We start from the raw sequence: 22,079 nt of genomic DNA on the forward strand, positions 1-22,079 counted from the left end.
GTTTTATTCTAGTGGGAAATCTGCGTTACCGCACAGCCCTTTCCCTAAAGGCTCAAAGTAATTAGCCATTGAACAAGGCCTCAGTTAGGGGTTTTCTCTTCTTGGGCGCCAATCAAAATTTAATTGTCTTTTAATATATTAAACCCCATTTTTAGTGTAATGTTTTGGCTCAAATTCATAGTTTTGCAACAAAAGATTACAATAACTCATTATATCGCAATCTAATTTCACATATACAGTAGTGAACTGAAAACAGTAAAATTTCTGAATTGCTGTACAAGCGGTTGAGAGTATTATGTCGGAGTGCTGAGTGAAAGTGATTGTTGATTCAACACTCCAAATTTAAAATTTAGGATTGCTCGCTGTGAATGATATCCTCAACCCAAAACCGCAAATGTCAACCAAAAACATTATTCTTTTCGCTTTACTACTGTTTATCCCGGTTTCTGTAGCAGCCCACTTTCTGGAATGGGGAGAATTGATAGTTTTCATTACAGCTGGATTAGCAATTCTGCCCTTAGCAGCTTGGATGGGTACAGCCACAGAAGAAATTGCTGTTGTAGTCGGCCCATCATTGGGGGGCTTGTTAAACGCCACCTTTGGCAATGCTACAGAATTAATCATCGCCTTAGTGGCGCTGAACGCTGGGTTTATAGATATAGTCAAAGCTAGTATCACGGGATCGATTATTAGCAACTTACTACTGGTAATGGGTTTTTCCATGCTTTTGGGAGGACTGCGCTACAAAGAACAGACATTTCAGCCAATTGTGGCGCGGGTGAATGCTGCTTCGATGAATTTGGCAGTGATTGCCATTTTGATGCCAACGGCAATGAATTATACCTCTCAAGGAACTAACCAACAAACACTGCAAAATCTTTCTATTGCTGTTGCTGGAGTATTAATCTTGGTTTATGCCTTAACGCTGCTATTTTCGATGAAAACCCACTCTTATCTTTATGATGTGGGTGTAGCGGAGGCAGAAGCAGAAGTTGAGGAAATATCTCATGGTAAACCGAATATGGCTTTATGGGTTGGCGTGCTGCTAGTATGTACCTTGCTAGTGGCAATTGAATCAGAAATGTTAGTCGATTCTCTGGAAGTGGCTACATCTAAGCTAGGTTTAACGGCGCTGTTTACTGGGGTGATATTGGTTCCTATTGTCGGTAATGCGGCTGAACACGCTACAGCAGTCACTGTGGCAATGAAAGATAAGATGGATCTTTCCCTGTCGGTAGCTGTGGGATCTAGTATGCAGATTGCCCTCTTTGTTGCGCCTGTATTAGTTATAGCAGGGCGGGTATTGGGTCAACCAATGGATTTGGATTTCAAACCTTTTGAATTAGTCGCTGTGGTTGTGTCAGTGTTGATTGCAAACACTATTAGTTCCGATGGTAGGTCTAATTGGCTAGAAGGCACTTTATTATTAGCTGCTTATACAGTGTTGGGATTCGCCTTCTACTTTCATCCAGTTATGGAAGGTATAGGGTAGTACCGCAAGGCAGAAGTCAAAAGTCAAAAGTTTATATATCAAGGTTTTTGCTTGTTTAAAATGGTGGCTTGATTTCCGCCGTGCTGTACTAGTTACTAATGCAACGCCGAATAGCCCGTCATAGACATCGCTCATACTTTAACCCATTCGCAAAAGTCCTCACCCTCAATGCCAGTAAAATAAAGAGATATAAGAGCGATCGCCTGTATGAGCTACTGCCTTAATCCCCATTGTCCCAAGCCTGAAAATCCCAATGATGTCAAGTTTTGCCGGACTTGCGGTTCTAAGTTACTCCTCAAAGAACGTTACCGTGCTATCAAACCAATCGGACAAGGTGGTTTTGGCAAAACCTTCTTAGCTGTGGATGAAGATAAACCTTCAAAACCACGCTGCGTAATTAAGCAATTTTATCCCCAAGCGCAAGGCACGAACACTCTTGCCAAAGCGGTAGAGTTATTTAACCAAGAAGCTGTGCAGTTAGATGAATTAGGCAAACATCCTCAAATTCCCGAACTACTGGCATATTTTACCCAAGAAGATCGGCAGTATCTTGTACAAGAATTTATCGACGGGCAAAACTTAGCCCAGGAATTAGCACATAGGGGCGCTTTCAACGAAATCCAAATCCGGCAACTATTAAATGATTTATTGTCAGTATTGCAATTTTGTCATACTAGACATGTAATTCACCGCGATATCAAGCCAGAAAATATTATTCGTGAGAGCAATGCTCAAGGCAAACTAGTATTAGTAGATTTTGGTGCTGCTAAATCTGCTACTGGTACTGCCTTAAATAAAACTGGTACAAGTATTGGTAGCCCAGAATATGTTGCCCCTGAACAAATGAGAGGTAGGGCTATTTTTGCCAGCGATATTTACAGCTTGGGTGCTACTTGTATTAATTTATTAACTGGGCGATCGCCCTTTGATTCATACAATACCAACAACGATACTTGGGTTTGGCAGCAATACTTGAAAACTCCTATTAGTAATCAGTTGAGTCGTATTCTCAACAAGATGTTAGAAAGCATTCCAATTCGGCGTTATCAAACAGTAGATGAAGTTCTCAAAGATTTAAATCAACAGTCGCAAGTAGCAGCCACGCCAGCGATTGCACCAAAACCAATACCTCAATCGCCATCCAATTATCCACCCACATTTGTATCGCCATCTCCTAGTCAAATTGATCTAGAATTAGAGGAAATGAAAACCCAATTTTTAGGTGGCAGCAAACCTCAAGCAAATAAAATACAACCACCAAAGCTTACATCTACGGCTTCTAGTACAAATGAAATAGATGAAGAATTAGAAGAGTTAAAAGCCAAATATCTTGGTAATAACAATCTTTAAAATCATTTAACTTAAAACCATAAACTGCGTAGATTGGATTGAACGTTCGCGTAGCATCCCGTAGTAAAGTGAAACCCAATAAATCACGTAAAATTTTGGGTTTTGTTCCTCAAACCAACCTACAATTATTTCTAAATCGTGAATTGTCCAGTGTACTTCCTTAACAGCTTGGTTTATGATTGTCCCTGTTTAACTCGTTGTTTTTGTTTGTTTAATTTTATCTTTTCATCAAGCAAGACAACTATGGGGTTGAAAATAATTCGTAATGGGCAACTCTTAGAGACGCTATCGCATTAAGCGTTGGCGCAGCCTCTCGTAGAGAAGCTATGCCAAAGGCTTTACGCCCCGCTACGCTGTTTTCATGCCCAAAGGGCTGTACGTAATTCGTAATTAGTTAAATTAGAAACATAATGGAAAACGGAAGTTCAGGCAAAAATCTGTATGCTGACATTTACCCAACTTAAACCATCTAATGACGATGCCGCAGTTATTTTTACTCTGGCGCTGACAGCAGAAGAACGTACCCGTAGTCGTCATCGTTTTGAAACGGAAGATGGTAAAGTTGTGTTTTTACATTTACCTAGAGGAACTGTTTTACACGATGGCGATATTTTGCAAGAAGAAATTCATAGCAGTTTAATTAGAATTACTGCCAAACCAGAACTAGTACTGACTGCTTTTGCCCAAACACCACTTTTATTATTACGGGCAGCATACCATCTGGGAAATCGCCATGTACCTGTAGAAATTACTCCGGCTTATTTACGCTTGTCTTCAGATTCGGTTTTACGCACCATGTTGGAACAATTGGGTTTAGAAGTTAAAGAGGAAATTTTACCGTTTCAGCCAGAATTAGGAGCTTATGGACAACACTATCATGCTCACTGATAGTAATCTTTTGAGTATTTTGCAGCTGGCTAGCCCCGCTTTACCTGTCGGAGCATATAGCTATTCTGAAGGTTTGGAAATGTTAGTGGAAAATGGTACGATCGCTAACCACACACATCTCAAAGATTGGCTAAAAGCAGAGTTGCTCTACGGGGCAATTCGGCTAGAGGCGGCAGTGATGGTACGATCGCAGCAAGCTACAAAAATGGGTGATATTGAGTCGCTATGCCGTTGGAATCTGTGGTTATCAGCTGCTAGGGAAACAGAAGAATTACGCGCCTCTAGTTGGCAAATGGGGCGATCGCTGATCCAATTACTTGGTAAACTAGAACCGCAGATTATACCTATTGCCAGTGCTATAGGTAATCAGTGCAATTATGCGATCGCTTTTGGCATTGCCGTTGCTCATTGGCAAATCACTATCAAAGCCGCATTACTCCCATATCTGCACAGTTGGGCAAGTAATTTGATTACAACTGGCGTGAAACTTATCCCTCTAGGACAAACAGCAGGACAACAGTTATTACTAGATTTGCAACCATTATTTAGGGTTGCGGCGTTAGAAATTCTCGCATTGGAGGATGATCAACTCGCCTGTTGTAGTTGGGGTTTGTCGCTGGCGAGTATGCAGCATGAAACGCAGTACACAAGGTTGTTTAGGAGTTAAGGGATAGAAAAATTTTAGATTTTAAATTTGGGATTTTGGATTGAACAATCTAAAATCTAAAATCTAAAATCCAAAATCTAAAATGGTATGACTTATGAATGCATTTAGAGTGGGAGTTGCTGGTCCCGTGGGTTCGGGGAAGACGGCTTTAGTTGATGCTTTGTGTAAGGGGTTGCGCGAGCAGTATCAGATTGCGGTGGTGACGAATGATATTTATACTCAGGAGGATGCTCAGTTTTTAGTGCGTTCTCAGGCATTGGCAAGCGATCGCATTTTAGGTGTAGAGACTGGTGGTTGCCCTCACACTGCTATCCGCGAAGATGCTTCGATGAATTTGGCGGCAATTGAACAGTTAGAAGAACGTTTTATCAATTTGGATTTGGTATTTTTGGAAAGTGGCGGTGATAATTTAGCTGCTACCTTTAGTCCAGAATTAGTAGATTTAACAATTTACGTCATCGATGTTGCAGCTGGCGATAAAATTCCCCGCAAAGGTGGCCCCGGTATTACTAAATCTGATTTGTTGGTGATTAACAAAACTGATTTAGCACCCTACGTTGGTGCAGATTTAAGTGTGATGGAACGAGATACTAAAAAAATGCGCGGCGAGAAACCTTTTATTTTTACTAATTTAAAAACTCAGTCTGGACTTGCAGATGTAATTAATTTTGTTTGCACAAATATTTGTTAGAGGATGTTTGAAAAGTATTTTTGGTAACATCAAAGCCTCTCACCCATAGGAAGAAAGGTTTAAAGGACGCAAAAGAAGAAGTTAAAAAGGTTTGGCGCAGCCTCACAAAGAAATGGTATAAGGGACTTCCAAATAAAAAAATATCCCAAAACTGACGCAAAAATTCTATCTATTTTTCTCTCTTTGTGTCGCGCCAGTTGCTTCTCCCAAGGGGAGACGCTGCGCGAACAAGTCGGGGAACCCGCAAGGGCGCACTGGCTTCTCTGCGTCTGGAGTGGTTCGTTTATTTGGATAATTATATTTCTTGGAAATCCCTAACCGCCCTTTTAACTATAAAGTCCGTAGATGACGACTTTGCACCCGTTCAGCACTACCAGTAGGAATCGCAGCAATTAATTTTTGCGTGTATTCCTCTTTCGGTTCTTGATAAATACTTTCGGCTGTGCCTTCTTCAACAATTTGACCGCGATTCATAACTAAAATGCGATCGCTCATAAATTTCACTACACTTAAATCGTGAGAAATAAAAATATAGGTAAGCTGAAAGTCTGACTGTAATTCTTTGAGAAGATTTAATACCTGCGCCTGTACGGAAACATCCAGCGCTGAAACAGATTCATCGCAGATGATAAACTTAGGATTTAACGCCAAAGAACGGGCTATGCAAATCCGTTGGCGTTGACCGCCAGAAAACTGATGAGGATAGCGGTTAATTGCATCTGCACTCAACCCCACCCGTTCTAAGAGTTCGACTACTCGCTGGCGTCGTTGTTGTTTTGTCTTACCTACAGCGTGAATTAACAACGGTTCCATCACCGCGTCCCCAACCTTCATCCGTGGATCGAGGGAACTAAAAGGATTTTGGAAGACTATTTGCATTTCCCGCCGCAGTTTTTGCAACCGTTCTCCTTTGAGGCTAGTAATATCTTGTTTCTCAAAGATAATCTGACCACTCATCGGTTCAATTAAGCGCAGCAAGGTTCTACCAAGGGTAGTTTTACCGCAACCAGATTCTCCTACCAAACCTAATGTTTCCCCTGGTTTGACATCAAAAGAAACGCCATTAACTGCCATATTGTAGCGTTTTGTCCCACCAAACACCCCGCGCACTGGAAAACCAACTTTCAGGTTGCGGATTTGCAATAGGGATTCCTTTTCATTAAAGTTTGCCAATCTTGCAGCAATCTCTTCGGTGGTCACTTCTATGGGTTGTGCGGGTTCTTTTGGCTGAATTATTGCTTGTCCCGTTGGCGTCTCTTCTGCACTCATATAGTCAGAAACGGTGAGTAATTTTTGGGGACGGCGGTTGAGTGTGGGGCGACAAGCTATCAAACCTTTAGTATATGGATGCCGAGGATTGCTAAAAATTTGCTCAGAAGTACCAGATTCGACAACTTTACCTTTATACATCACCGCTACTTGGTCAGCAATTTCAGAAATTAGTCCTAAGTCGTGGGTGATGAAAATCATTGCCATGTCACGGCTTTGCTGCAATTCCTGCATTAACTCTAAAATAGTCGCTTGCACCGTCACATCTAAAGCTGTGGTTGGTTCATCAGCAATTAAGATTAATGGGTTACATGAAATTGCCATTGCAATCATCACTCGTTGCAACTGACCCCCAGAAAGTTCATGAGGGTAGCGTTCTAGCATGGCTTCTTTGTGTTCTTTAACCAATTGTGCCAACTTTGATGGTTCTGGTTTCGATAAATTGCTGTTGGTTTGATGCGAATCGATATACTGCTGTTGTATCTCCTCATCGCTAGGTAGAAGTTTTACCTCTTGTAGACCTGCGATCGCAATTTGTCGTGCTTGCGGTGCTGACACATTTTGATGCCGCATAATCGCTTCTGTTAGCTGAAACCCAATGTTATAAACCGGATTAAGCGAACTCATCGGTTCTTGAAAAATCATAGCGATGTCGCCACCCCGGTGTAACTGCATTTGCTTAGGAGGCAATGTTACTAAATCGATGGGGTTAGCATTCTCTTGAGGACGAAACCAGATTTCACCGCCACTCACTATACCGGGAGTTTGCAACAAACTCATCACAGCTAAGGCTGTCACTGATTTACCACTCCCCGATTCTCCTACTATTCCTAGAGTCTCACCTCGATGCAGCTCAAAGGAAATACCATCCAAAGCTCTAACAATGTTGCCATCACCGGGAAATTCAACTTGAAGATTGCGAACCTCTAGGACAGTTTCTCTCATAGGAGTTGGGTAGGAATTTTAACTTAAAATTATTTGGATTTTAACAAGAGTTTTGATGTATGTGTGGGTAAATTTTGTTTTCACACCTTTGGTGGCACTAAAGTTTATGAAAGTGGTCGTCTGCGTAAACCCTATGGCAAAAATACCTTTGATTTTAACGAAGGTGATTTAATAAGTAAACTTAAAGGTCAAGCTACAGAAGTAAAACATTTCTAAAGTGCGCGGTGGCTGAGTGCACTGCTCTGTTTTACAAAAGGTAATGTCGATATTCCTAGAAATGAGGTTAGTGGTGTTTATATTGTAAATGCCAATGATTTAGCTAATACTTTATTACATATAGAAAAATCACATGATTTTCTCTGTAAAATCACTTAAGTATTATCTATGTAGATAAAGTGAGATGAAAGTGAGCGATAAATTTACTCACAATTACGCACTATTAATTGGTGTAGGAAAGTCTAAATATAGTTTGATTTGTGGTTGCGCATAGCGCAACCGTAGATTTCGTTGCCTGTGATCGCGTTTGACTCCGGGTTTCAAATACCCTAAAGTCTGATAACTAACAACTTAGGTTATTATCGTCGCGAATAATCATCCACATCAGACGAAAATTCACGTTCTGCCTCACCTACAACTGGTGCGCCTGATTCACCTAAAGCCTTTGAATAGAATAGACCTGCCAATATCGCACCTAAAATTGGAGCTACCCAAAACAGCCATACTTGCTTAAACAGTTCTACACCAGCAAAAAGTGCCGGACCAGTACTACGAGCAGGATTAACTGATGTATTCGTTATGGGTATACTGATTAAATGAATCAGTGTCAGTGCCAAACCAATAGCAATTGGTGCAAAGCCCTTTGGCGCACGACCATCTGTTGCACCTAAGATCACAATCAAAAAAATGAAGGTAAGTACAACCTCTGTAATGAAACTAGCAGCCAGTGAATAGCCTCCAGGAGAATGTACTCCAAAACCATTTGTCGCTAATGGATTGGAACCAGAAAGCGTAAATCCTGGTTTACCACTAGCAATTAAATAAACTAGACCTGCGGCTAATATTGCTCCTAATACCTGAGCAATAATGTATGGAAGCAATTCAGAACCAGGAAAACGCTTTCCTGACCAAAGACCAAATGATACAGCTGGATTAAAATGAGCACCGGAAATATGACCAACTGCGTAGGCCATAATTAGCACTGTTAAACCAAAAGCCAGAGCAACACCTACAAAGCCAATTCCTAATTCATTGGCTTTTGCATCTGGAAATGCTGCTGCAAAAACAGCACTTCCGCATCCGCCAACAACTAGCACAAATGTTCCAACGAATTCTGCAAGACATCGTGTAAAAATTGATACCATTAGTATTTCCTTGCTTAAGCAACTGATTGAAAACTTTATAAATTAATTTGTTAGCAAATTTCTTTAAATCTTGTAAATAAAGATTTAGCGCCAACACCATTAAACTTATCAGCTTTTAACAATAATTACTAATTCGTAATTCGTAATTAAAAGGAACGGAACACCGCGCTAAATTTTTTAAATTAGCCGTCTAAAATTAGTTGGGATTTAAATCCCTAACTAATTCAATTACGAATTATTTTAAAGGTAGTTGCTATAACTGACATGAGCCAAGAAAAACAAGAACGGATCAAAGTCTGCTTACGAGAACTGGCAACATTGCTCTTAGCAACTAAGTAGGTCGGCATAAATAATTATTGTTGGGATAAGGCAGGGAGCAGGCTTGCCGTGACTTGTACTGAGTTCAGCCCGAGCAAAGCCGAGGGGCGTAGTCGAAGTAGCGTAGCCGAACGGGGGCAGGGAGCAGGGAGAGAAAGAGTTTAAGCCTTATTTACTTTTCTTCACACAGTTTGGTTTTATTGCACCGACTTACTTATTTTTCCTCGTTGCTATGCAAAGGCGATTCGTAATCCAAGTATTTCCTGCCAAGTTTGGGGGAAGTATAGTATAACTTTCCTATCCCTAATATTGTGTCCGGTTAAAGACTTATCATTGAGACCGCAAAAGGGCAGTTCTTGCTGGGAGCAGGGGGAAAGGGGGTTTCCTGGTTTTTGCACAGATGCGCGGATTATAACTAATTAGGCGGACATGATATAACTTACTTGATTGCTAAACTATAGCGATTGCATACAAAAAAATAGCACATCCTAAAAGATGGCTATTTGTAAAAATTGTCTAATCGTAATGTTTTTTGCTAAGTATATAAGCAAATTGAATATACGCTTAACTACCAACTTTAGAAGGGAATATCATCTGGATCTGGTTCTTCCTCCTTCACTGCTGGATAAGTGGTTCGCTCATATGTGGGTTGGGGTACGGGTTCGTAAGTTTTCGTTTGGGGAGCAACGCCAACAGGGTTTGTCGCTGGGGTAGGCGCTGGACGTGCTGACTCGTAACTGGGAACGTCTTTCTGTGCCGGACGAGATGCTGAAGATGGTTGTCGGGGAGCAGTTTCAGTGAATGATGGAGTTACGGTTGCTGAGGGTAATGGATCGGTATTAAAACTACCTCCAACAGATTGAATCTGTTGCACTGTCAATTCAGCGCGTTTTTCTTTAAAACCTTCTTGACGATCAACAGTATTCATGCTTAAACGTCCAACCAAGATGACGCGATCGCCTTGGTGGTAGTTTTGCTGAATTTCTGTCGCTAAATTCCCCCAACTGACAACTTTCAGCGTGGCTGGCGTATCTTCTGGTTTCTGGGAATTAGGAAACTGCACCAGCATTTCTGTAACTCCCAGATTATCGGCTGTATAGCGGAGTTGCGGCTCGTTGATAATTTCTGCCATTAAAATGCAGCTGTTCATTAAAATTACTCCTGACTGCAAAAAGTACTGATTCAAAAAGAGAAGGTTTTTCTATGTAGTGCCAATTAATATCTAGATAGGTTTAATCTTTTGTATTTTTTAATAATGTTTGAACAAATTTCCTACATCCACTCTGAGTTTTTAGTCCTTTCTAGCATAAAAGCCAAGCGATCGCTTTGAACAGCATAGAGTATGCTGCTCTCCACCTTCGCCTGACTAAATGAGCATTGAATTCTGTATGGAGTAGTATAATTGTACCATCAATTCATTAAATATAGGACTTACGCAAAAAACCTCTCAAACTCTTATTCCTCCGTGTCCTCTGTGTCGCGCCAGTTGCTTCTCCCAAGGGGAGACGCTGCGCGAACAAATCGGGGAACCCGCAAGGGCGCACTGGCTTCTCTATTGTTCGATTTTCCGTTGCTTGTATGTAAGTCTTGAAATAGAAAAAATTTTACCAAAAATTAAGTCTTGACGTGAACTGGAAAAACACCCAAGGCGATCAACCTTGCGGGAAGGTCGCGCAAGATGGGCAAGCGCAAAAATGCTGGTGGTACAAAGGTGCGATTTGAGGTGAGAACCGGGGTCAATACCCGCTTTTGGATAAAAGTTTGAAACGCCTGAATGATGCGTGTGGGCAACTCGCGTTCACGTTGTACTTTTGCTAGGTCGCTAAGTTGTACTTCTCGGTTTTTGAGCGGTTTGCTGAGTACATTCGCCGCAACTACAGCATCTTGAATCGCGTAATTAATGCCAACTCCACCAACGGGGGACATTATATGAGCTGCATCACCGATGAGTAACAGTCCTGGATGATACCAACGTTTGACACGGCTGGACTCAACAGAGAGAAAAGCTATTTGTGACCAATCATGTAAATTTTGAATGCGTTGCTGGAATTCTGGCACTACTTCGACAACAGATTTTTTTAATTCCTCCAAACCCGCAGCCCTTAGTTGTTGATAGCCTCCTTTAGGAATAATATAGGCAACTTGCCACTCATCACCACGGTCAAGCATGGCGATTAGCTTACCTTGACCAAAGCGCCCCATTCCCCCCTCTGGGTCTTCTGGCTGACGTGGTAGGCGAAACCACAGGACATCCATTGGCGGCGAGGTTTCGATGGATTCAAACTCAGCCAGGTGGCGTAAACGTGAGTGGCGACCATCTGCACCAACTGTCAGTATTGCCCGAATTTCATGCCAACCACCGCCTCCTCGATAGCGGACACCTTGAATCACACCATTTTCGGTAATTAATTCCTGCACATTCGCACCCATCACCAAATGGAAACTAGGATATTTTTGTGCTTCTTGGGTGATGAACTCCAGGAATTTCACCTGAGGAAGCATTGTAATGTAGGGATAATGGGTTTTCAGATGACTAAAATCTGCGAATGTGACAGCATCTTGAGGAGTTTGAATACTAATTTGGCGCATTTTGGTATGGGGAAGTCCTAGCAAGCGATCGCTAAGTCCCAATTCCTCCATAATTTCCATCACTGATGGATGAATCGTATCGCCACGAAAATCGCGATCCAAGTCTTTGTGTGCTTCCAGCAGGATCACAGAAATACCTTGACGCGCTAACAACAGCGCCAATACTGCTCCTGCTGGCCCCCCACCCACAATGCAACAATCTGTGGTTTGTACGTCTACAATGTCATGGACAGGCTTAATGCTTGGGTCTTGGGAAAGATTTTTAGGTACATCGGTAGTCATAACAACACCTGCTGACAGCCCTAAAATTTAGAATAGTTTGCTTTTTATGGTAAAAGCTGTTTTTTTAACTTTTCGTATTTACCCTGAACGTGTATTATGATGGGCGCTAAACTGTCATTGGTCATTAGTCACATTGTCCAATGCCCAATGCCCAATACTTCGGCTACGCCCCTCGGCTTTGCTCGGGCTGAACTCAGTACAAGTGCCCAATGCCCAATGCTCCATGCCCAGTGATAATAATTAACAGTTGTGTCCCAAGTTATTTTAGAAAACGTTTATAAAAGTTTTTCCTCACGTAAAGGGGAAAGTGTTACCTCACAAACCCAATCTCCTCTCACACTTGCGGAAAAAACTGATTTAGCGCCACGTGCGGAAAGTGTCAATGTCTTGCGGCGGATTAACCTGACGATCGCAGATGGCGAGTTTATGGTGCTGGTTGGGCCTTCTGGTTGTGGTAAAAGCACCCTACTACGGTTAATCGCCGGGTTAGAAGTGATGACTGGAGGCAATATCTGGGTAGGCGATCGCTTGATCAATGACCTACCACCCAAGGAACGTGACATCGCAATGGTGTTTCAAAATTACGCCCTCTATCCTCACATGACAGTATATGACAACATTGCCTTTGGGTTACGCCGCACGGGAAGCAGCACTTCGGCTCCTTTCGACTTCGCTCAAGGCAAGACGCTCAGTGACCAAGGAGCAGGGGAAGCAGCACTTCGGCTCCTTTCGACTTTGCTCAAGGCAAGACGCTCAGTGACCGAGGAGCAGAGGAGCAGAGGAGAAAATACTTCCTATCTTCGGACATGGGCGGAAAATCTTTTTGTGGAGGCGACCAGAAATTTACCTAAAGGATTACGCTACATTTCTGAGAAAGAACGGGCGGTAAATGAGCAGGTACGTAGTGTTGCTCAACTGTTACAAATCGAAACATTGCTGAATCGCTTACCCAAACAGCTATCTGGGGGACAAAGACAACGAGTTGCATTGGGACGAGCGATCGCTCGCAATCCCCAAGTATTCTTAATGGATGAACCGCTTTCTAACTTAGATGCCAAACTGCGGGCGGAAACCCGCGCCCAAATTGTGAAATTGCAGCGCCAACTGGGGACAACGACGATTTACGTTACCCACGATCAAACAGAAGCGATGACAATGGGCGATCGTATTGCAATAATGTCTGAGGGTAAAATTCAGCAAGTTGCTTCTCCTTTAGAACTTTACAACCGCCCTGCCAACCTTTTTGTAGCAGAGTTCATTGGTTCACCACCGATGAATTTTATTCCTGTAGAATTTCATGCCCCACAGTTGATTGCTCATTCCCAGTTTCGTTTCACTCTCCCAGAAGTCTGGGCAAAAGCCCTACAAAAATTTGATCGGAAAGCTCTAATTTTAGGTATTCGCCCAGAACACTTGAACTTGAGTATGCCTGCCACCAAAAATCTACCCGTGCAAGTAGATTTGGTAGAAAATCTCGGCAACGATTCCTTTCTTGCAGTTAAGATTGCCGAACCGGGATCTAAACCTGCTATTATAGCCAATTACCTACAAGTACGAATACCACCAGACCGATTTGTACAACCTGGTGAGCAACTATGGTTATCTCTAACTCCAGAGAAAATTCACTTTTTTGACCCGGAAACTGAGCTAGCAATATTTCCCTTGTAAAATGGGAGCACAGGAGGAAGAATCCGCTCACGTCTTCACTCTAAAAATTAGATCATTTAATTTCTGGAAATCCCTTAAAAAACGCTCCTAATCGGAAATTAGTTTTACCTGAAGCGTTACAGAAGCGATCGCAAAAAGCCAAACCGAATCAAAATTAAGAGTGATTGTTTCAGATTGCCATCTCAAGGCAAAGCATCGCAAATTTTATAATAAATTTAATTTATCATTTTAAAAAACAAGAATATTTGCTTTTATTGCATAAATCACTTTATGCTGAAATCAGCAGAGATTTATACTTTTAACAAAAATAAACTTGGCTTTCGATTAATACAAGCCTTTGGCTCAGTAATTAACTTTGCAAATCTCTAGTACAGCACGGCGTAAATAAATATATCATTTCAAATCGTGCTAGAACTTGGAATAAAATTATTCTTGAATGGGTGACTTCAGCCTTGCAGTACTAGTGTTCTCAAACTTAGGTGTCTTGCCAATATTCAAAGAGCAAACTAATGCTAACTAAATTGCATAAATAAACTTTGAAAAAATAAAGGAGAATAATAATTAAATGCTATATCAACAGATTGATTATCCTATCACGCCTAAGACAAGTGCAATGATTATGAAACTTTTCCAAATCACTTTAGTAGTCTTAGTACTGTTGATTAACTTAGCAATTTCTTTCCCTTCTTGGGCAGAAAAACCACCTTCTTTAACTAGTAATACTGGGTACTTTCAAGTAGGGCAAAAAGTGATTTGGCTTTACAAACCTCGCGCAGATTCTAGCGATGTCCAAAGAATTCCCGCCGAAGTAGTTAAGTTAAGTTCCAAGCAAGTGCAAATCAAGGTGTATAAACATAATCACGAATTTGTCAATCGTTGGGTGAATCCGAATAAGCTTGAGAATTCGCAAAAAGTTAAAGAGTCAATACTATAAAATTGAGTTATATGGAAGTAAATCTAGTTCTAGCTATGTACAAAACGATTTATATAGAGGCTTTGCTAATCACAGAAGGTAAATCACAGTTCCCTCTCGAAGAGGTTACCGTGTACACACAAGTCTTAAAATCCCACCTAATACCAATTCGCAATTCGCTTCGCCCGACTACGCTAACGCAATTGAGAAATTTAGATGTAGCAAGGCAATCTTTACTTACATCTGTTGCCTTATTTTTTTGGAAAATTGGTATAAAACTTGGTTTCGTTGCCCTAGCCCTAAAAATTAGCAGGATAAATGGAGTTTCCAGTTGCCCCAAATTTAGGTACTTATGGGGCTGGAAGGACATGATATAATAGCAATTTTAAATGATATCATGTCCGGATAAAGACTTATCATTTAGACCGCAGTTCTTGCTGGGAGCAGGGGGCAAGGGGAAAGAGGCTTTTGGGATTTTTGCACAGATACGGTAATTATAAGTGATTAACCGGACTTGATATGAGTCGTGAAAATTATCCTTTGCGTTCTTCTCTAACGAGACGCTGCGCGTTGGCACAAGCCTCTGTAGAGAAAGCGGTTCGTTTCCTTATCTATATTTTTCACGACTCATTCATTTAGAATTGCTATATGAGTCTTGTGATTTTCACAAGTAAAATAGAATTGATATTTTTATTTTTTATAAATCAAAAAAACTGAACCAATCGGCCCAAGATTTTCTACATAAGTTTTCTGGTTATAATACAATCCTGGAGACATACCTCCATCAAATAAGATTGCTTCTTGAATTTTACCTAAACAGTTATTGCTAGCAATACCTTCTAAGACGTTATCAAACATATCTGGCAGTAACTCTTGATTAACTTGAGATAATTCAATATCTGAATTAGCTTTCAAGTCATTAACTAATAAGATTACATAGCCTTGATTAGTGATAGCTGCCATAGAGCGATTTTTAGCATTTTTGCAAGCAAATTCTCCTAAATCTTGACAAATATCTTTAAATTTACCCTGACGATAGAATCTGCCATTACCACCCACTAAATTGTAATTGAGAATATCAGTTTTTCTTCTACCAGCTTGGATAGTAGCTTGTCGCTGGTTAGGTGTACCTCCTGATATCCCAAAGGAAGAACGCTTATTTTTAAATGCTCCCGAATACTCGACACCACGAGAAACATTTAAGCCTTGTGGTTTATCATCAGTACCGATATAGTCGGCATTAATTGCAGCAATGGGTATCTGTCCATTTAATTTGGCATTATCATCGTTAATGAGTTCACGAAACTGTTTTGGTACATATTCTTTACGCAGTTTCCCCCTAGCATCTTTGGCGTAGAGTTTATGAGATAGACCAACATTAACTTTGAAATCTAATTCTGCTGATTTAGGATTGAAAATAATCACATTGTTAATACCTTTTTGATTTCTTTTACCTTGATTATTGGTTTTAAAAAAATCAATGCTGAACTTAGCATCTTTGCCAGGACAACTTTTAGATGCTTTTGAGACTGAATTTGCTTCAATCTCTTGACAACCTGATAATAAGGTTGCACCAATTATCAACATAAATAACAAAAATAATTTTTTTGTAAGCATCATAATAAAAAACCGCTACAGAATTACTATAGCGGGGAATAATTTAAAATTTCAGTCTGGAGTTTATCTCGGAACCAAAACTTAAGAGAACCATTCTAAAACAGCTTCTTCTTTGGTGTTAGTATTTCTAGATGGAGTCTCACGGTTAAATTTCATCTGAATTGACCGGGTTTGCTCACCATCAGCAGCTACAGCCAAGATTGGATAGTCAATTAAACCATCTTGGAAAGACATCTGGAAGCGGAATGTTCCATCTGGATTTAGCTGAATTGGACGGCCACCAATGGTTACGGTAGCATCGGGTTCGGTTGCACCGTAGACTATCAACTCAGCATCGGCAATTAGCCAGAACTGGCGCGGACGCACTGGTACGCCCGAAGCCGAGAAGCCAACACCTGACATTCCTGCACCGGAAGCGGTTAAGCCTGACACGGTGGGAACTGCCCACATACCCACACCAGATGGGAAAATGTAGGAGCTAATAGCTTGTTCAGGACGAGCTGAACCTGATACTTGGTGCTGAGAACCGAAGATAGAACCAGCAACCCGTAGTGCTTCGGCAGATTCTGCTAAACCAAAGATTTGGTCGTAGATGGGGTTGCCATTCACAGCATTACCAGCATTACCATTGGCGGTAGCTGCAATCTTCTTGGCTGGGGGAACTAGTTCGTATTGAGTCTCACCACGCAAATCTTCTTCAAAGTTGACAGTGATGAAAACATCTTCAATCCAGTCTGAAGGATAGACGGGAGGAATGTGTACTCTAGCAGAACGAGCAAGTACCAACCAGCGTCCATCAGCAGCACGATAGCCGATATCGATTACATAATCGCGATCGCTAACTGGAACTGGTAAATACCATTCTCTAGCTAGTTCATCAGCAGGATATTCTTGAATGCTGTGGGGACTTTGGTATTCAAGATTTATGTCGGTGACATCATAAATCCGTAGTGCAAGTTGTTGTCCCCCTTGTCGGCGGAGTTCCTCTTTATGCTCGTTGGGAATATCCCAATAAGTGTAGGCCCACTGAGGGTCGCGTGGTAAGAGTACAATCCGGCTTTCACCATAGCCAGAGGGCAAATCTGCGAGTCCTTCATCAACATCAGCCAAAGATCCACCAGTTCGATCTTCCTGACCTAATTCAAACTTTGCAGCTTCCACGGTTTCCTGTGCCTCCAATGAACGAGATGGACTAAGTAAAGTTTTACTGCGCTGGACTTCTTGAATTGATGCCAGCAATTGTGATTTACGCATTCGGCTATACCGAGAGATGCTATATTCGCTAGCAACTTTGCGTAGTTGGCGTAAGGTCATCTCCTCTAGTGGCGGGCGTTCTTTTGCCATTAATTTGGCCTCCAGTAGTTTAAGCGGTAAATGATTTCCCCTGGTTAAAGAATGCTATGTAAAATGTCATCCACTCCAGATGAATTTTTTATCCTGACTCCTGGTTTTGCCCAGTTTTTAAGTTTTTTAGTCTGTTTTTAAATTGGCGTCACTTCCAATCAATTCCTTAGTTATGCCAAAATTAGCATTTCTTTGGGATCGGGGAAGTTCTATTTGTTAAGTCAATATTAACCACTAAGCATATCTAGGGATCAAGGGGTAATAACTAGGTTTTTTGCCTGTTTCACGAATTTACAAGCCCTTCTGGGATCGGTTTGTCATGCTTTCATAACATTTGTAGTTAGTTATATATTCTCCAATGGGAATAATGTCAGTTTTTCATGACATTGAATTTTGGGCATTGAATCTACCACTTTAGAGCTTTTGGGTTGAGTTCAATACAGACTTAACTCCCAGCCCTTAAGAGCAAGGCAAGGGGAGTCCCCCACTTCTAACAAGTGGTGTGTTTCAGTCGGGGTGGTCACTGAGCGTCTTGCCTTGAGCGAAGTCGAAAGGAGCCGAAGTGTCAAATCCCCAAAAGAGTTACCGTGATAACTGATAACTGTTGACTATTCACTGATTTAACAGACAAAATATCTGCAATTTGAATGAGGAAAGCTCTAGTGGCTTGAGACAAAGTTTGTAAATACGCTAAAAAAATAGCTTTTCGGAGATTTAATAATATGACAACATCAGTAAAACGAGAAATACAAATGAAATATAGACAATTGGGGAACAGCGAGTTGAGCGTTTCCGAAATCAGTCTCGGTTCCTGGCTGACTTATGGGGGTGGTGTAGAGCAGCAAAATGCAGAGGCTTGTATACACAAAGCTTTTGAGGTTGGAATTAACTTTATTGACACTGCAAATGTTTACGCTCAGGGAGGGGCTGAGTCTTTCTTGGGAGAAGTATTGCAAGGGATTGAACGCTCCTCTTATATATTAGCGACCAAAGTCTTCTTTCCCATGTCAGCCACTGACCGAGGACTTTCAGCAGTCCAAATCAGCAAACAAATTGATGCTTCTTTAAAGCGACTGCGTACCGATTATGTTGATTTGTACCAATGCCATCGCTACGATCCAAATACACCCTTAGAAGAAACGATGACGGCACTCACAGAGGTAGTGCGTCAAGGAAAAGCTCGTTCCATTGGCTTTAGCGAGTGGAGTCCCCAGCAAATTCAAGCAGCGCTCAATCTAACTGGTGTTGAACGCTTTGTTTCCAGTCAGCCCCAGTATTCTATGCTGTGGCGTAAACCGGAAGCACAAGTGTTTCCCTTATGTGCAGCTAATGGCATCGGTCAGATTGTTTGGTCGCCGTTAGCACAAGGTGTACTCACAGGTAAATACCAGCCAGGACAAACTCCACCTCCAGATTCTCGTGCTGCAAACGAAAAGATGAATTCGTTTTTGATAGATGAATTGTTTAACGAGCGCACACTAACAGCAGTACAAAAACTCAAACCGATTGCCCAAGACTTGGGGTTGAGTATGCCACAATTAGCTCTGGTTTGGATACTACGAGATAAGCGTGTGTCTTCAGCAATTATTGGTGCTAGCCGTCCAGAACAAATTGTTGATAATGCTGCTGCATCAGGAGTAGAGCTAGATGCAGATGTACTGGCAGCGATTGACCAAATACTGGCATCGGTTGTTCAAAAGTGAGGAAAGTAACCTGATACCGTTTCTTTGTGAAGCTGCGCCAAATCTTTTAATTTCTTATTTCTTAGCGTACTTGGCGCTCTTGGCGGTTCGTTCTTTATTTCTTGCACCATAAGCGCATCTTCATACAGAATTGGTATGAGTTCGGGATAAGCTGAAACCCCTATTATACCGTTGCTTGATTTTAGGATATATCAACGTACTTTTGTCGTTTCAGGCTGTTAAAGTTAAATAAACCTCATTAACCCGAACTGACGTAAAGTAGCTAATTCTCGGTGCGAACCCAAAAGCTTTTTTGTTGTTTTGCCCTAAACAAGAGAATTTGTGATGCATCCTTGGCTGTTGCATAAATTTGAGATGAATGGGTGATTGGAACCATTGAAAACTTGTTTTAAATTGAGCTAAATCATCCCATGATTCAGCAATACCAAAAATAATTACTGGAAAATCCTATGGCAGATTTAAGCGGCTGTTGGTTAGGAACTTACTGGCAAAATGAAATGCCAAGCCGATTTGAAGCAACTTTTGTGCAAAGTGGAAATGTTTTCAATGGTTCTATTTTAGATGATAACTATTTAGGAGAAGCAACTGTTCGTGGTGAGGTAATTGGTCGTAGTATCAGCTTTACAAAGTTTTATTTAGTAACTTCACCTTCACCAGTTATATACACAGGAACAGTCTCAGAAAATGAAGATTATATGCAGGGAAAGTGGAACATTGGTTTTCATTACTCTGGTTTATGGGAGGCGCGACGAAATGGAGAGAATCTAATTGTAGATTTACAAACTTGGCTAGAGAAGCAAACTTTATTAACAACTTCAAAAAAACCGTAACTGAAATAACAAGTATATAGAACTACCACGCTCTGCAATCCGCATCGGCATTGGTAGTGGAATGCCGCAGCTTCTAAGTGGGGGTATGATGTTCTCTCATCGCCTATGCATAATAAAAAGCGATTAATAGTTAAAAAAGCGATCGCCAGCCATTAAACTAAAAGTATATTTGTTTCAGCACTAAAAAATAAACTCCATGACTGTAACCTCTGCCATTGAAGGCTTTATCTTGTTTCATGGTCATCAGGTATGGTATCGGATTGTCAAACCAGACCTAGAAGATCATAGCAAGCTACCACTACTGTGTCTTCACGGAGGCCCGGGAGTACCCCACGACTATTTAGAACCATTAGAAGCGATCGCAGCAACGGGAAGGCGGGTCATTTTTTATGATCAATTAGGATGTGGTAATAGCGATCGCCCCACAGACCCTAATTTATATTCCATAGATTTGTTCAAAGAAGAACTCTTCGCCGTCCGCAGTGGCTTAAACTTAGACCAAATTCATCTTTTTGGACAATCATGGGGCGGTTGTCTAGCACTCGAACATGCCCTTTCTCAACCTGTTGGGTTACTCAGTCTCGCTCTAGCTAGTACGCCTTCTAACATTCGACAATTTGTAACCGAAGCTTATAGCTTGATGAATGAGCTACCAATCGAAGTACAACAGGTGATTCGTAAACACGAAGCCGATGGTACTACTCAAGACCCCGAATACAAACAGGCAATGGAGGTATTCAATCATTCTTTTCTTTGCCGAATAGACCCTTGGCCTAGTAGTTTAACTAGAGCCTACAGTAAAGTTGGTACAGAATTCCGGGGTGCTGGCAAAATCATCGACTGGAATATTGAAGATCGCCTTGGTGAAATTGTTGTGCCGACACTGCTGCTTTCAGGTCGCTACGATGAGGTGACGCCCATTTGTGTCAAAACAGTTCACCAGGGTATTTCTAGCTCCAAGTGGATACTATTTGACAACAGTTCACACATGCCTCATCTGGAAGAGACAGAAAGATTCTTGCAAGTCTTAGATGAATTTTTAAATTCTGTCGAAGGTTATGCTGACTGACTACTCGTGACCTTGACTCAAGTTTGCATCAGTCAAATTAGCACTAGTCAGATCAGCACCTTCTAGATTATTAAAACCCCAAAAAATCCCTCCAAGTTCGCCCATTTTAAATGTTTGCAATTACTTGTTAGCCGAGCCTGGTTCAGTGAGTTGGCGGTGCTGTTGTGCATTAACGGTATCCGGCAAAACCTTACTGATATTGCCTTGAATTTTGGTTTTTAATGAGCCTGCAACGAGGTCATCCTTGCCCGCCATCAGAGCCTCAAATCCCTGTTTAGCAACAATAGCTGGATCATCCTTCTTGTCTGCACCCGCCTTAGTATCATCCATTCCGGCTCGGTGGAAAAAGTTTGTATCTGTTGGGCCAGGCATGAGCGCTGTGACTGTTACATCCGTATCTTTTAATTCGTTGCGGAGTCCTTCTGCAAATGAGTGAATAAAGGCTTTAGACGCTGCATAAACCGCCTCAAATGGGCCAGGCATGAGCGCTGCAATTGACGATGTGAAGAGAATTTTGCCGTTACCACGATCTACCATATCCTTCACCACCCGTTTGGCGAGATGAACCGATGAAACCACGTTCAGGTTGATGAGATTCAGTTCTTCCTGCAAGTCAGTCTCAGTGAACTTGCCACCTACCCCGACTCCGGCATTAATTGCGATCGCTTCCACTGGTCTTCCAGTGGCTTGAATTTGGTTAATTAGGGTTTCGACTCCATCATAAGTGGCAAGATCCGCCTGTACGGTTTCAACCTTAGCTCCTAGTTCCTCAAAAGCACCAGCTGCTTCATTGATGCTAGATCCGGTGGCTGTGACAACGAGATCAAAGCCATTTTGAGCAAATTGTTTGGCGAGTTCGTAGCCGATACCATTAGACGCACCTGTGACAACGGCCAGGGGACGGGTCAACGTCTGATTCATAATCTTCAAAACTCCTATGTTAAGTGCTTAATACTTACTTGCAATGGCAAAATCTCTTTTGTTACCAGAGGGTCTGAGCCGAATGGTACACTTGTAAAGCCTAAAGCTTATATTGCTTCGTTCCCAGCCTGGAGGCTAGGAATGTATTCCGAGAAGTTCTAC

The 22,079-nt window shown here is 41.7% G+C and carries 19 protein-coding genes; 11 read left to right on the top strand and 8 right to left on the bottom strand.

The features are described from left to right. Window positions 1-394: 394 nt before the first annotated feature. From cax to ureG, 5 genes are all read left to right on the top strand, one after another. Window positions 395-1,492, top strand: coding sequence for a calcium/proton exchanger (cax, locus tag V7L20_RS13830; RefSeq protein WP_334744637.1), 1,098 nt, complete (start codon window positions 395-397; stop codon window positions 1,490-1,492). Between the two features lie 207 nt (window positions 1,493-1,699). Continuing rightward, window positions 1,700-2,842: a serine/threonine-protein kinase gene (locus V7L20_RS13835; protein WP_334744638.1), complete on the top strand. Its 1,143-nt coding sequence runs from the start codon at window positions 1,700-1,702 to the stop codon at window positions 2,840-2,842. A 441-nt stretch (window positions 2,843-3,283) separates the two neighbouring features. Next, window positions 3,284-3,730 (top strand): urease accessory protein UreE, encoded by a 447-nt coding sequence (gene ureE / locus V7L20_RS13840; protein ID WP_334744639.1) that lies wholly within the window; start codon window positions 3,284-3,286, stop codon window positions 3,728-3,730. Continuing rightward, the gene (locus V7L20_RS13845) at window positions 3,705-4,397 is read left to right on the top strand and encodes an urease accessory protein UreF (protein ID WP_334744640.1); all 693 of its coding nucleotides are present in this window, start codon (window positions 3,705-3,707) and stop codon (window positions 4,395-4,397) included. Before ureE ends, V7L20_RS13845 begins: the two co-directional genes overlap by 26 nt. Before the next feature lie 94 nt (window positions 4,398-4,491). Continuing rightward, window positions 4,492-5,088 (top strand): urease accessory protein UreG, encoded by a 597-nt coding sequence (gene ureG, locus V7L20_RS13850; RefSeq protein ID WP_334744641.1) that lies wholly within the window; start codon window positions 4,492-4,494, stop codon window positions 5,086-5,088. Between the two features lie 330 nt (window positions 5,089-5,418). On the opposite strand, the gene V7L20_RS13855 is transcribed toward ureG, so the two are convergent. Continuing rightward, window positions 5,419-7,302, bottom strand: coding sequence for an ABC transporter ATP-binding protein (locus V7L20_RS13855; protein ID WP_334744642.1), 1,884 nt, complete (start codon window positions 7,300-7,302; stop codon window positions 5,419-5,421). Between the two features lie 33 nt (window positions 7,303-7,335). Between V7L20_RS13855 and V7L20_RS13860 the strand changes: the two genes are divergently transcribed. Next, the gene (locus V7L20_RS13860; RefSeq protein WP_334744643.1) at window positions 7,336-7,518 is read left to right on the top strand and encodes a hypothetical protein; all 183 of its coding nucleotides are present in this window, start codon (window positions 7,336-7,338) and stop codon (window positions 7,516-7,518) included. Between the two features lie 359 nt (window positions 7,519-7,877). On the opposite strand, the gene aqpZ is transcribed toward V7L20_RS13860, so the two are convergent. The 3 genes from aqpZ to V7L20_RS13875 all read right to left on the bottom strand — a co-directional run bounded on the left by aqpZ (window position 7,878) and on the right by V7L20_RS13875 (window position 11,852). Then, on the bottom strand, window positions 7,878-8,663 hold the full coding sequence (aqpZ, locus tag V7L20_RS13865; RefSeq protein WP_334744644.1) for an aquaporin Z: 786 nt from the start codon (window positions 8,661-8,663) through the stop codon (window positions 7,878-7,880). Window positions 8,664-9,558: 895 nt separating this feature from the next. Beyond that, entirely contained in the window at window positions 9,559-10,131 is a 573-nt protein-coding gene (locus V7L20_RS13870; RefSeq protein ID WP_334744645.1) for a single-stranded DNA-binding protein, read from the bottom strand. 464 nt (window positions 10,132-10,595) lie between these two features. Continuing rightward, complete coding sequence (locus tag V7L20_RS13875; RefSeq protein WP_334744646.1) at window positions 10,596-11,852, bottom strand: FAD-dependent oxidoreductase; 1,257 nt, start codon at window positions 11,850-11,852, stop codon at window positions 10,596-10,598. 249 nt (window positions 11,853-12,101) lie between these two features. Between V7L20_RS13875 and V7L20_RS13880 the strand changes: the two genes are divergently transcribed. Further along, complete coding sequence (locus V7L20_RS13880) at window positions 12,102-13,520, top strand: ABC transporter ATP-binding protein (protein WP_334744647.1); 1,419 nt, start codon at window positions 12,102-12,104, stop codon at window positions 13,518-13,520. 565 nt (window positions 13,521-14,085) lie between these two features. Beyond that, a complete protein-coding gene (locus V7L20_RS13885) occupies window positions 14,086-14,454 on the top strand; it encodes a hypothetical protein (RefSeq protein ID WP_334744648.1) in 369 nt (122 codons plus the stop codon). Between the two features lie 669 nt (window positions 14,455-15,123). Here V7L20_RS13885 and V7L20_RS13890 read toward each other — a convergent pair. Both V7L20_RS13890 and V7L20_RS13895 read right to left on the bottom strand, forming a co-directional pair. Next, on the bottom strand, window positions 15,124-16,050 hold the full coding sequence (locus V7L20_RS13890) for a phosphodiester glycosidase family protein (RefSeq protein ID WP_334744662.1): 927 nt from the start codon (window positions 16,048-16,050) through the stop codon (window positions 15,124-15,126). Between the two features lie 81 nt (window positions 16,051-16,131). Then, window positions 16,132-17,394, bottom strand: coding sequence for a DUF4912 domain-containing protein (locus tag V7L20_RS13895; protein WP_334744649.1), 1,263 nt, complete (start codon window positions 17,392-17,394; stop codon window positions 16,132-16,134). A 722-nt stretch (window positions 17,395-18,116) separates the two neighbouring features. Here V7L20_RS13895 and V7L20_RS13900 point away from each other — a divergent pair. The 3 genes from V7L20_RS13900 (at window position 18,117) to V7L20_RS13910 (ending at window position 20,996) form a co-directional block, all read left to right on the top strand. Continuing rightward, window positions 18,117-19,097, top strand: a complete 981-nt coding sequence (locus tag V7L20_RS13900; protein ID WP_334744650.1) for an aldo/keto reductase family protein — start codon at window positions 18,117-18,119, stop codon at window positions 19,095-19,097. 449 nt (window positions 19,098-19,546) lie between these two features. Then, complete coding sequence (locus V7L20_RS13905) at window positions 19,547-19,927, top strand: hypothetical protein (RefSeq protein WP_334744651.1); 381 nt, start codon at window positions 19,547-19,549, stop codon at window positions 19,925-19,927. A 196-nt stretch (window positions 19,928-20,123) separates the two neighbouring features. After that, a complete protein-coding gene (locus tag V7L20_RS13910) occupies window positions 20,124-20,996 on the top strand; it encodes a proline iminopeptidase-family hydrolase (protein ID WP_334744652.1) in 873 nt (290 codons plus the stop codon). On the opposite strand, the gene V7L20_RS32620 is transcribed toward V7L20_RS13910, so the two are convergent. Both V7L20_RS32620 and V7L20_RS13915 read right to left on the bottom strand, forming a co-directional pair. Next, window positions 20,997-21,101 (bottom strand): pentapeptide repeat-containing protein, encoded by a 105-nt coding sequence (locus V7L20_RS32620; RefSeq protein WP_442943541.1) that lies wholly within the window; start codon window positions 21,099-21,101, stop codon window positions 20,997-20,999. Window positions 21,102-21,116: 15 nt separating this feature from the next. Continuing rightward, window positions 21,117-21,917: an SDR family NAD(P)-dependent oxidoreductase gene (locus tag V7L20_RS13915; RefSeq protein WP_334744653.1), complete on the bottom strand. Its 801-nt coding sequence runs from the start codon at window positions 21,915-21,917 to the stop codon at window positions 21,117-21,119. Window positions 21,918-22,079 lie beyond the last annotated feature (162 nt).

The organism is Nostoc sp., assembly GCF_036916735.1.
Taxonomy (GTDB): Bacteria; Cyanobacteriota; Cyanobacteriia; order Cyanobacteriales; family Nostocaceae; genus Nostoc.

Excerpts from the sequence above, each read along its gene's own strand:
- cax (WP_334744637.1), top strand. The coding sequence starts at position 395 with ATGTCAACCAAAAACATTATTCTTTTCGCTTTACTACTGTTTATCCCG.
- V7L20_RS13835 (WP_334744638.1), top strand. The coding sequence starts at position 1,700 with ATGAGCTACTGCCTTAATCCCCATTGTCCCAAGCCTGAAAATCCCAAT.
- ureE (WP_334744639.1), top strand. The coding sequence starts at position 3,284 with ATGCTGACATTTACCCAACTTAAACCATCTAATGACGATGCCGCAGTT.
- V7L20_RS13845 (WP_334744640.1), top strand. The coding sequence starts at position 3,705 with ATGGACAACACTATCATGCTCACTGATAGTAATCTTTTGAGTATTTTG.
- ureG (WP_334744641.1), top strand. The coding sequence starts at position 4,492 with ATGAATGCATTTAGAGTGGGAGTTGCTGGTCCCGTGGGTTCGGGGAAG.
- V7L20_RS13855 (WP_334744642.1), bottom strand. The coding sequence starts at position 7,302 with ATGAGAGAAACTGTCCTAGAGGTTCGCAATCTTCAAGTTGAATTTCCC.
- aqpZ (WP_334744644.1), bottom strand. The coding sequence starts at position 8,663 with ATGGTATCAATTTTTACACGATGTCTTGCAGAATTCGTTGGAACATTT.
- V7L20_RS13870 (WP_334744645.1), bottom strand. The coding sequence starts at position 10,131 with ATGAACAGCTGCATTTTAATGGCAGAAATTATCAACGAGCCGCAACTC.
- V7L20_RS13875 (WP_334744646.1), bottom strand. The coding sequence starts at position 11,852 with ATGACTACCGATGTACCTAAAAATCTTTCCCAAGACCCAAGCATTAAG.
- V7L20_RS13885 (WP_334744648.1), top strand. The coding sequence starts at position 14,086 with ATGCTATATCAACAGATTGATTATCCTATCACGCCTAAGACAAGTGCA.
- V7L20_RS13890 (WP_334744662.1), bottom strand. The coding sequence starts at position 16,050 with ATGCTTACAAAAAAATTATTTTTGTTATTTATGTTGATAATTGGTGCA.
- V7L20_RS13895 (WP_334744649.1), bottom strand. The coding sequence starts at position 17,394 with ATGGCAAAAGAACGCCCGCCACTAGAGGAGATGACCTTACGCCAACTA.
- V7L20_RS13900 (WP_334744650.1), top strand. The coding sequence starts at position 18,117 with ATGACAACATCAGTAAAACGAGAAATACAAATGAAATATAGACAATTG.
- V7L20_RS13905 (WP_334744651.1), top strand. The coding sequence starts at position 19,547 with ATGGCAGATTTAAGCGGCTGTTGGTTAGGAACTTACTGGCAAAATGAA.
- V7L20_RS13910 (WP_334744652.1), top strand. The coding sequence starts at position 20,124 with ATGACTGTAACCTCTGCCATTGAAGGCTTTATCTTGTTTCATGGTCAT.
- V7L20_RS32620 (WP_442943541.1), bottom strand. The coding sequence starts at position 21,101 with ATGGGCGAACTTGGAGGGATTTTTTGGGGTTTTAATAATCTAGAAGGT.
- V7L20_RS13915 (WP_334744653.1), bottom strand. The coding sequence starts at position 21,917 with ATGAATCAGACGTTGACCCGTCCCCTGGCCGTTGTCACAGGTGCGTCT.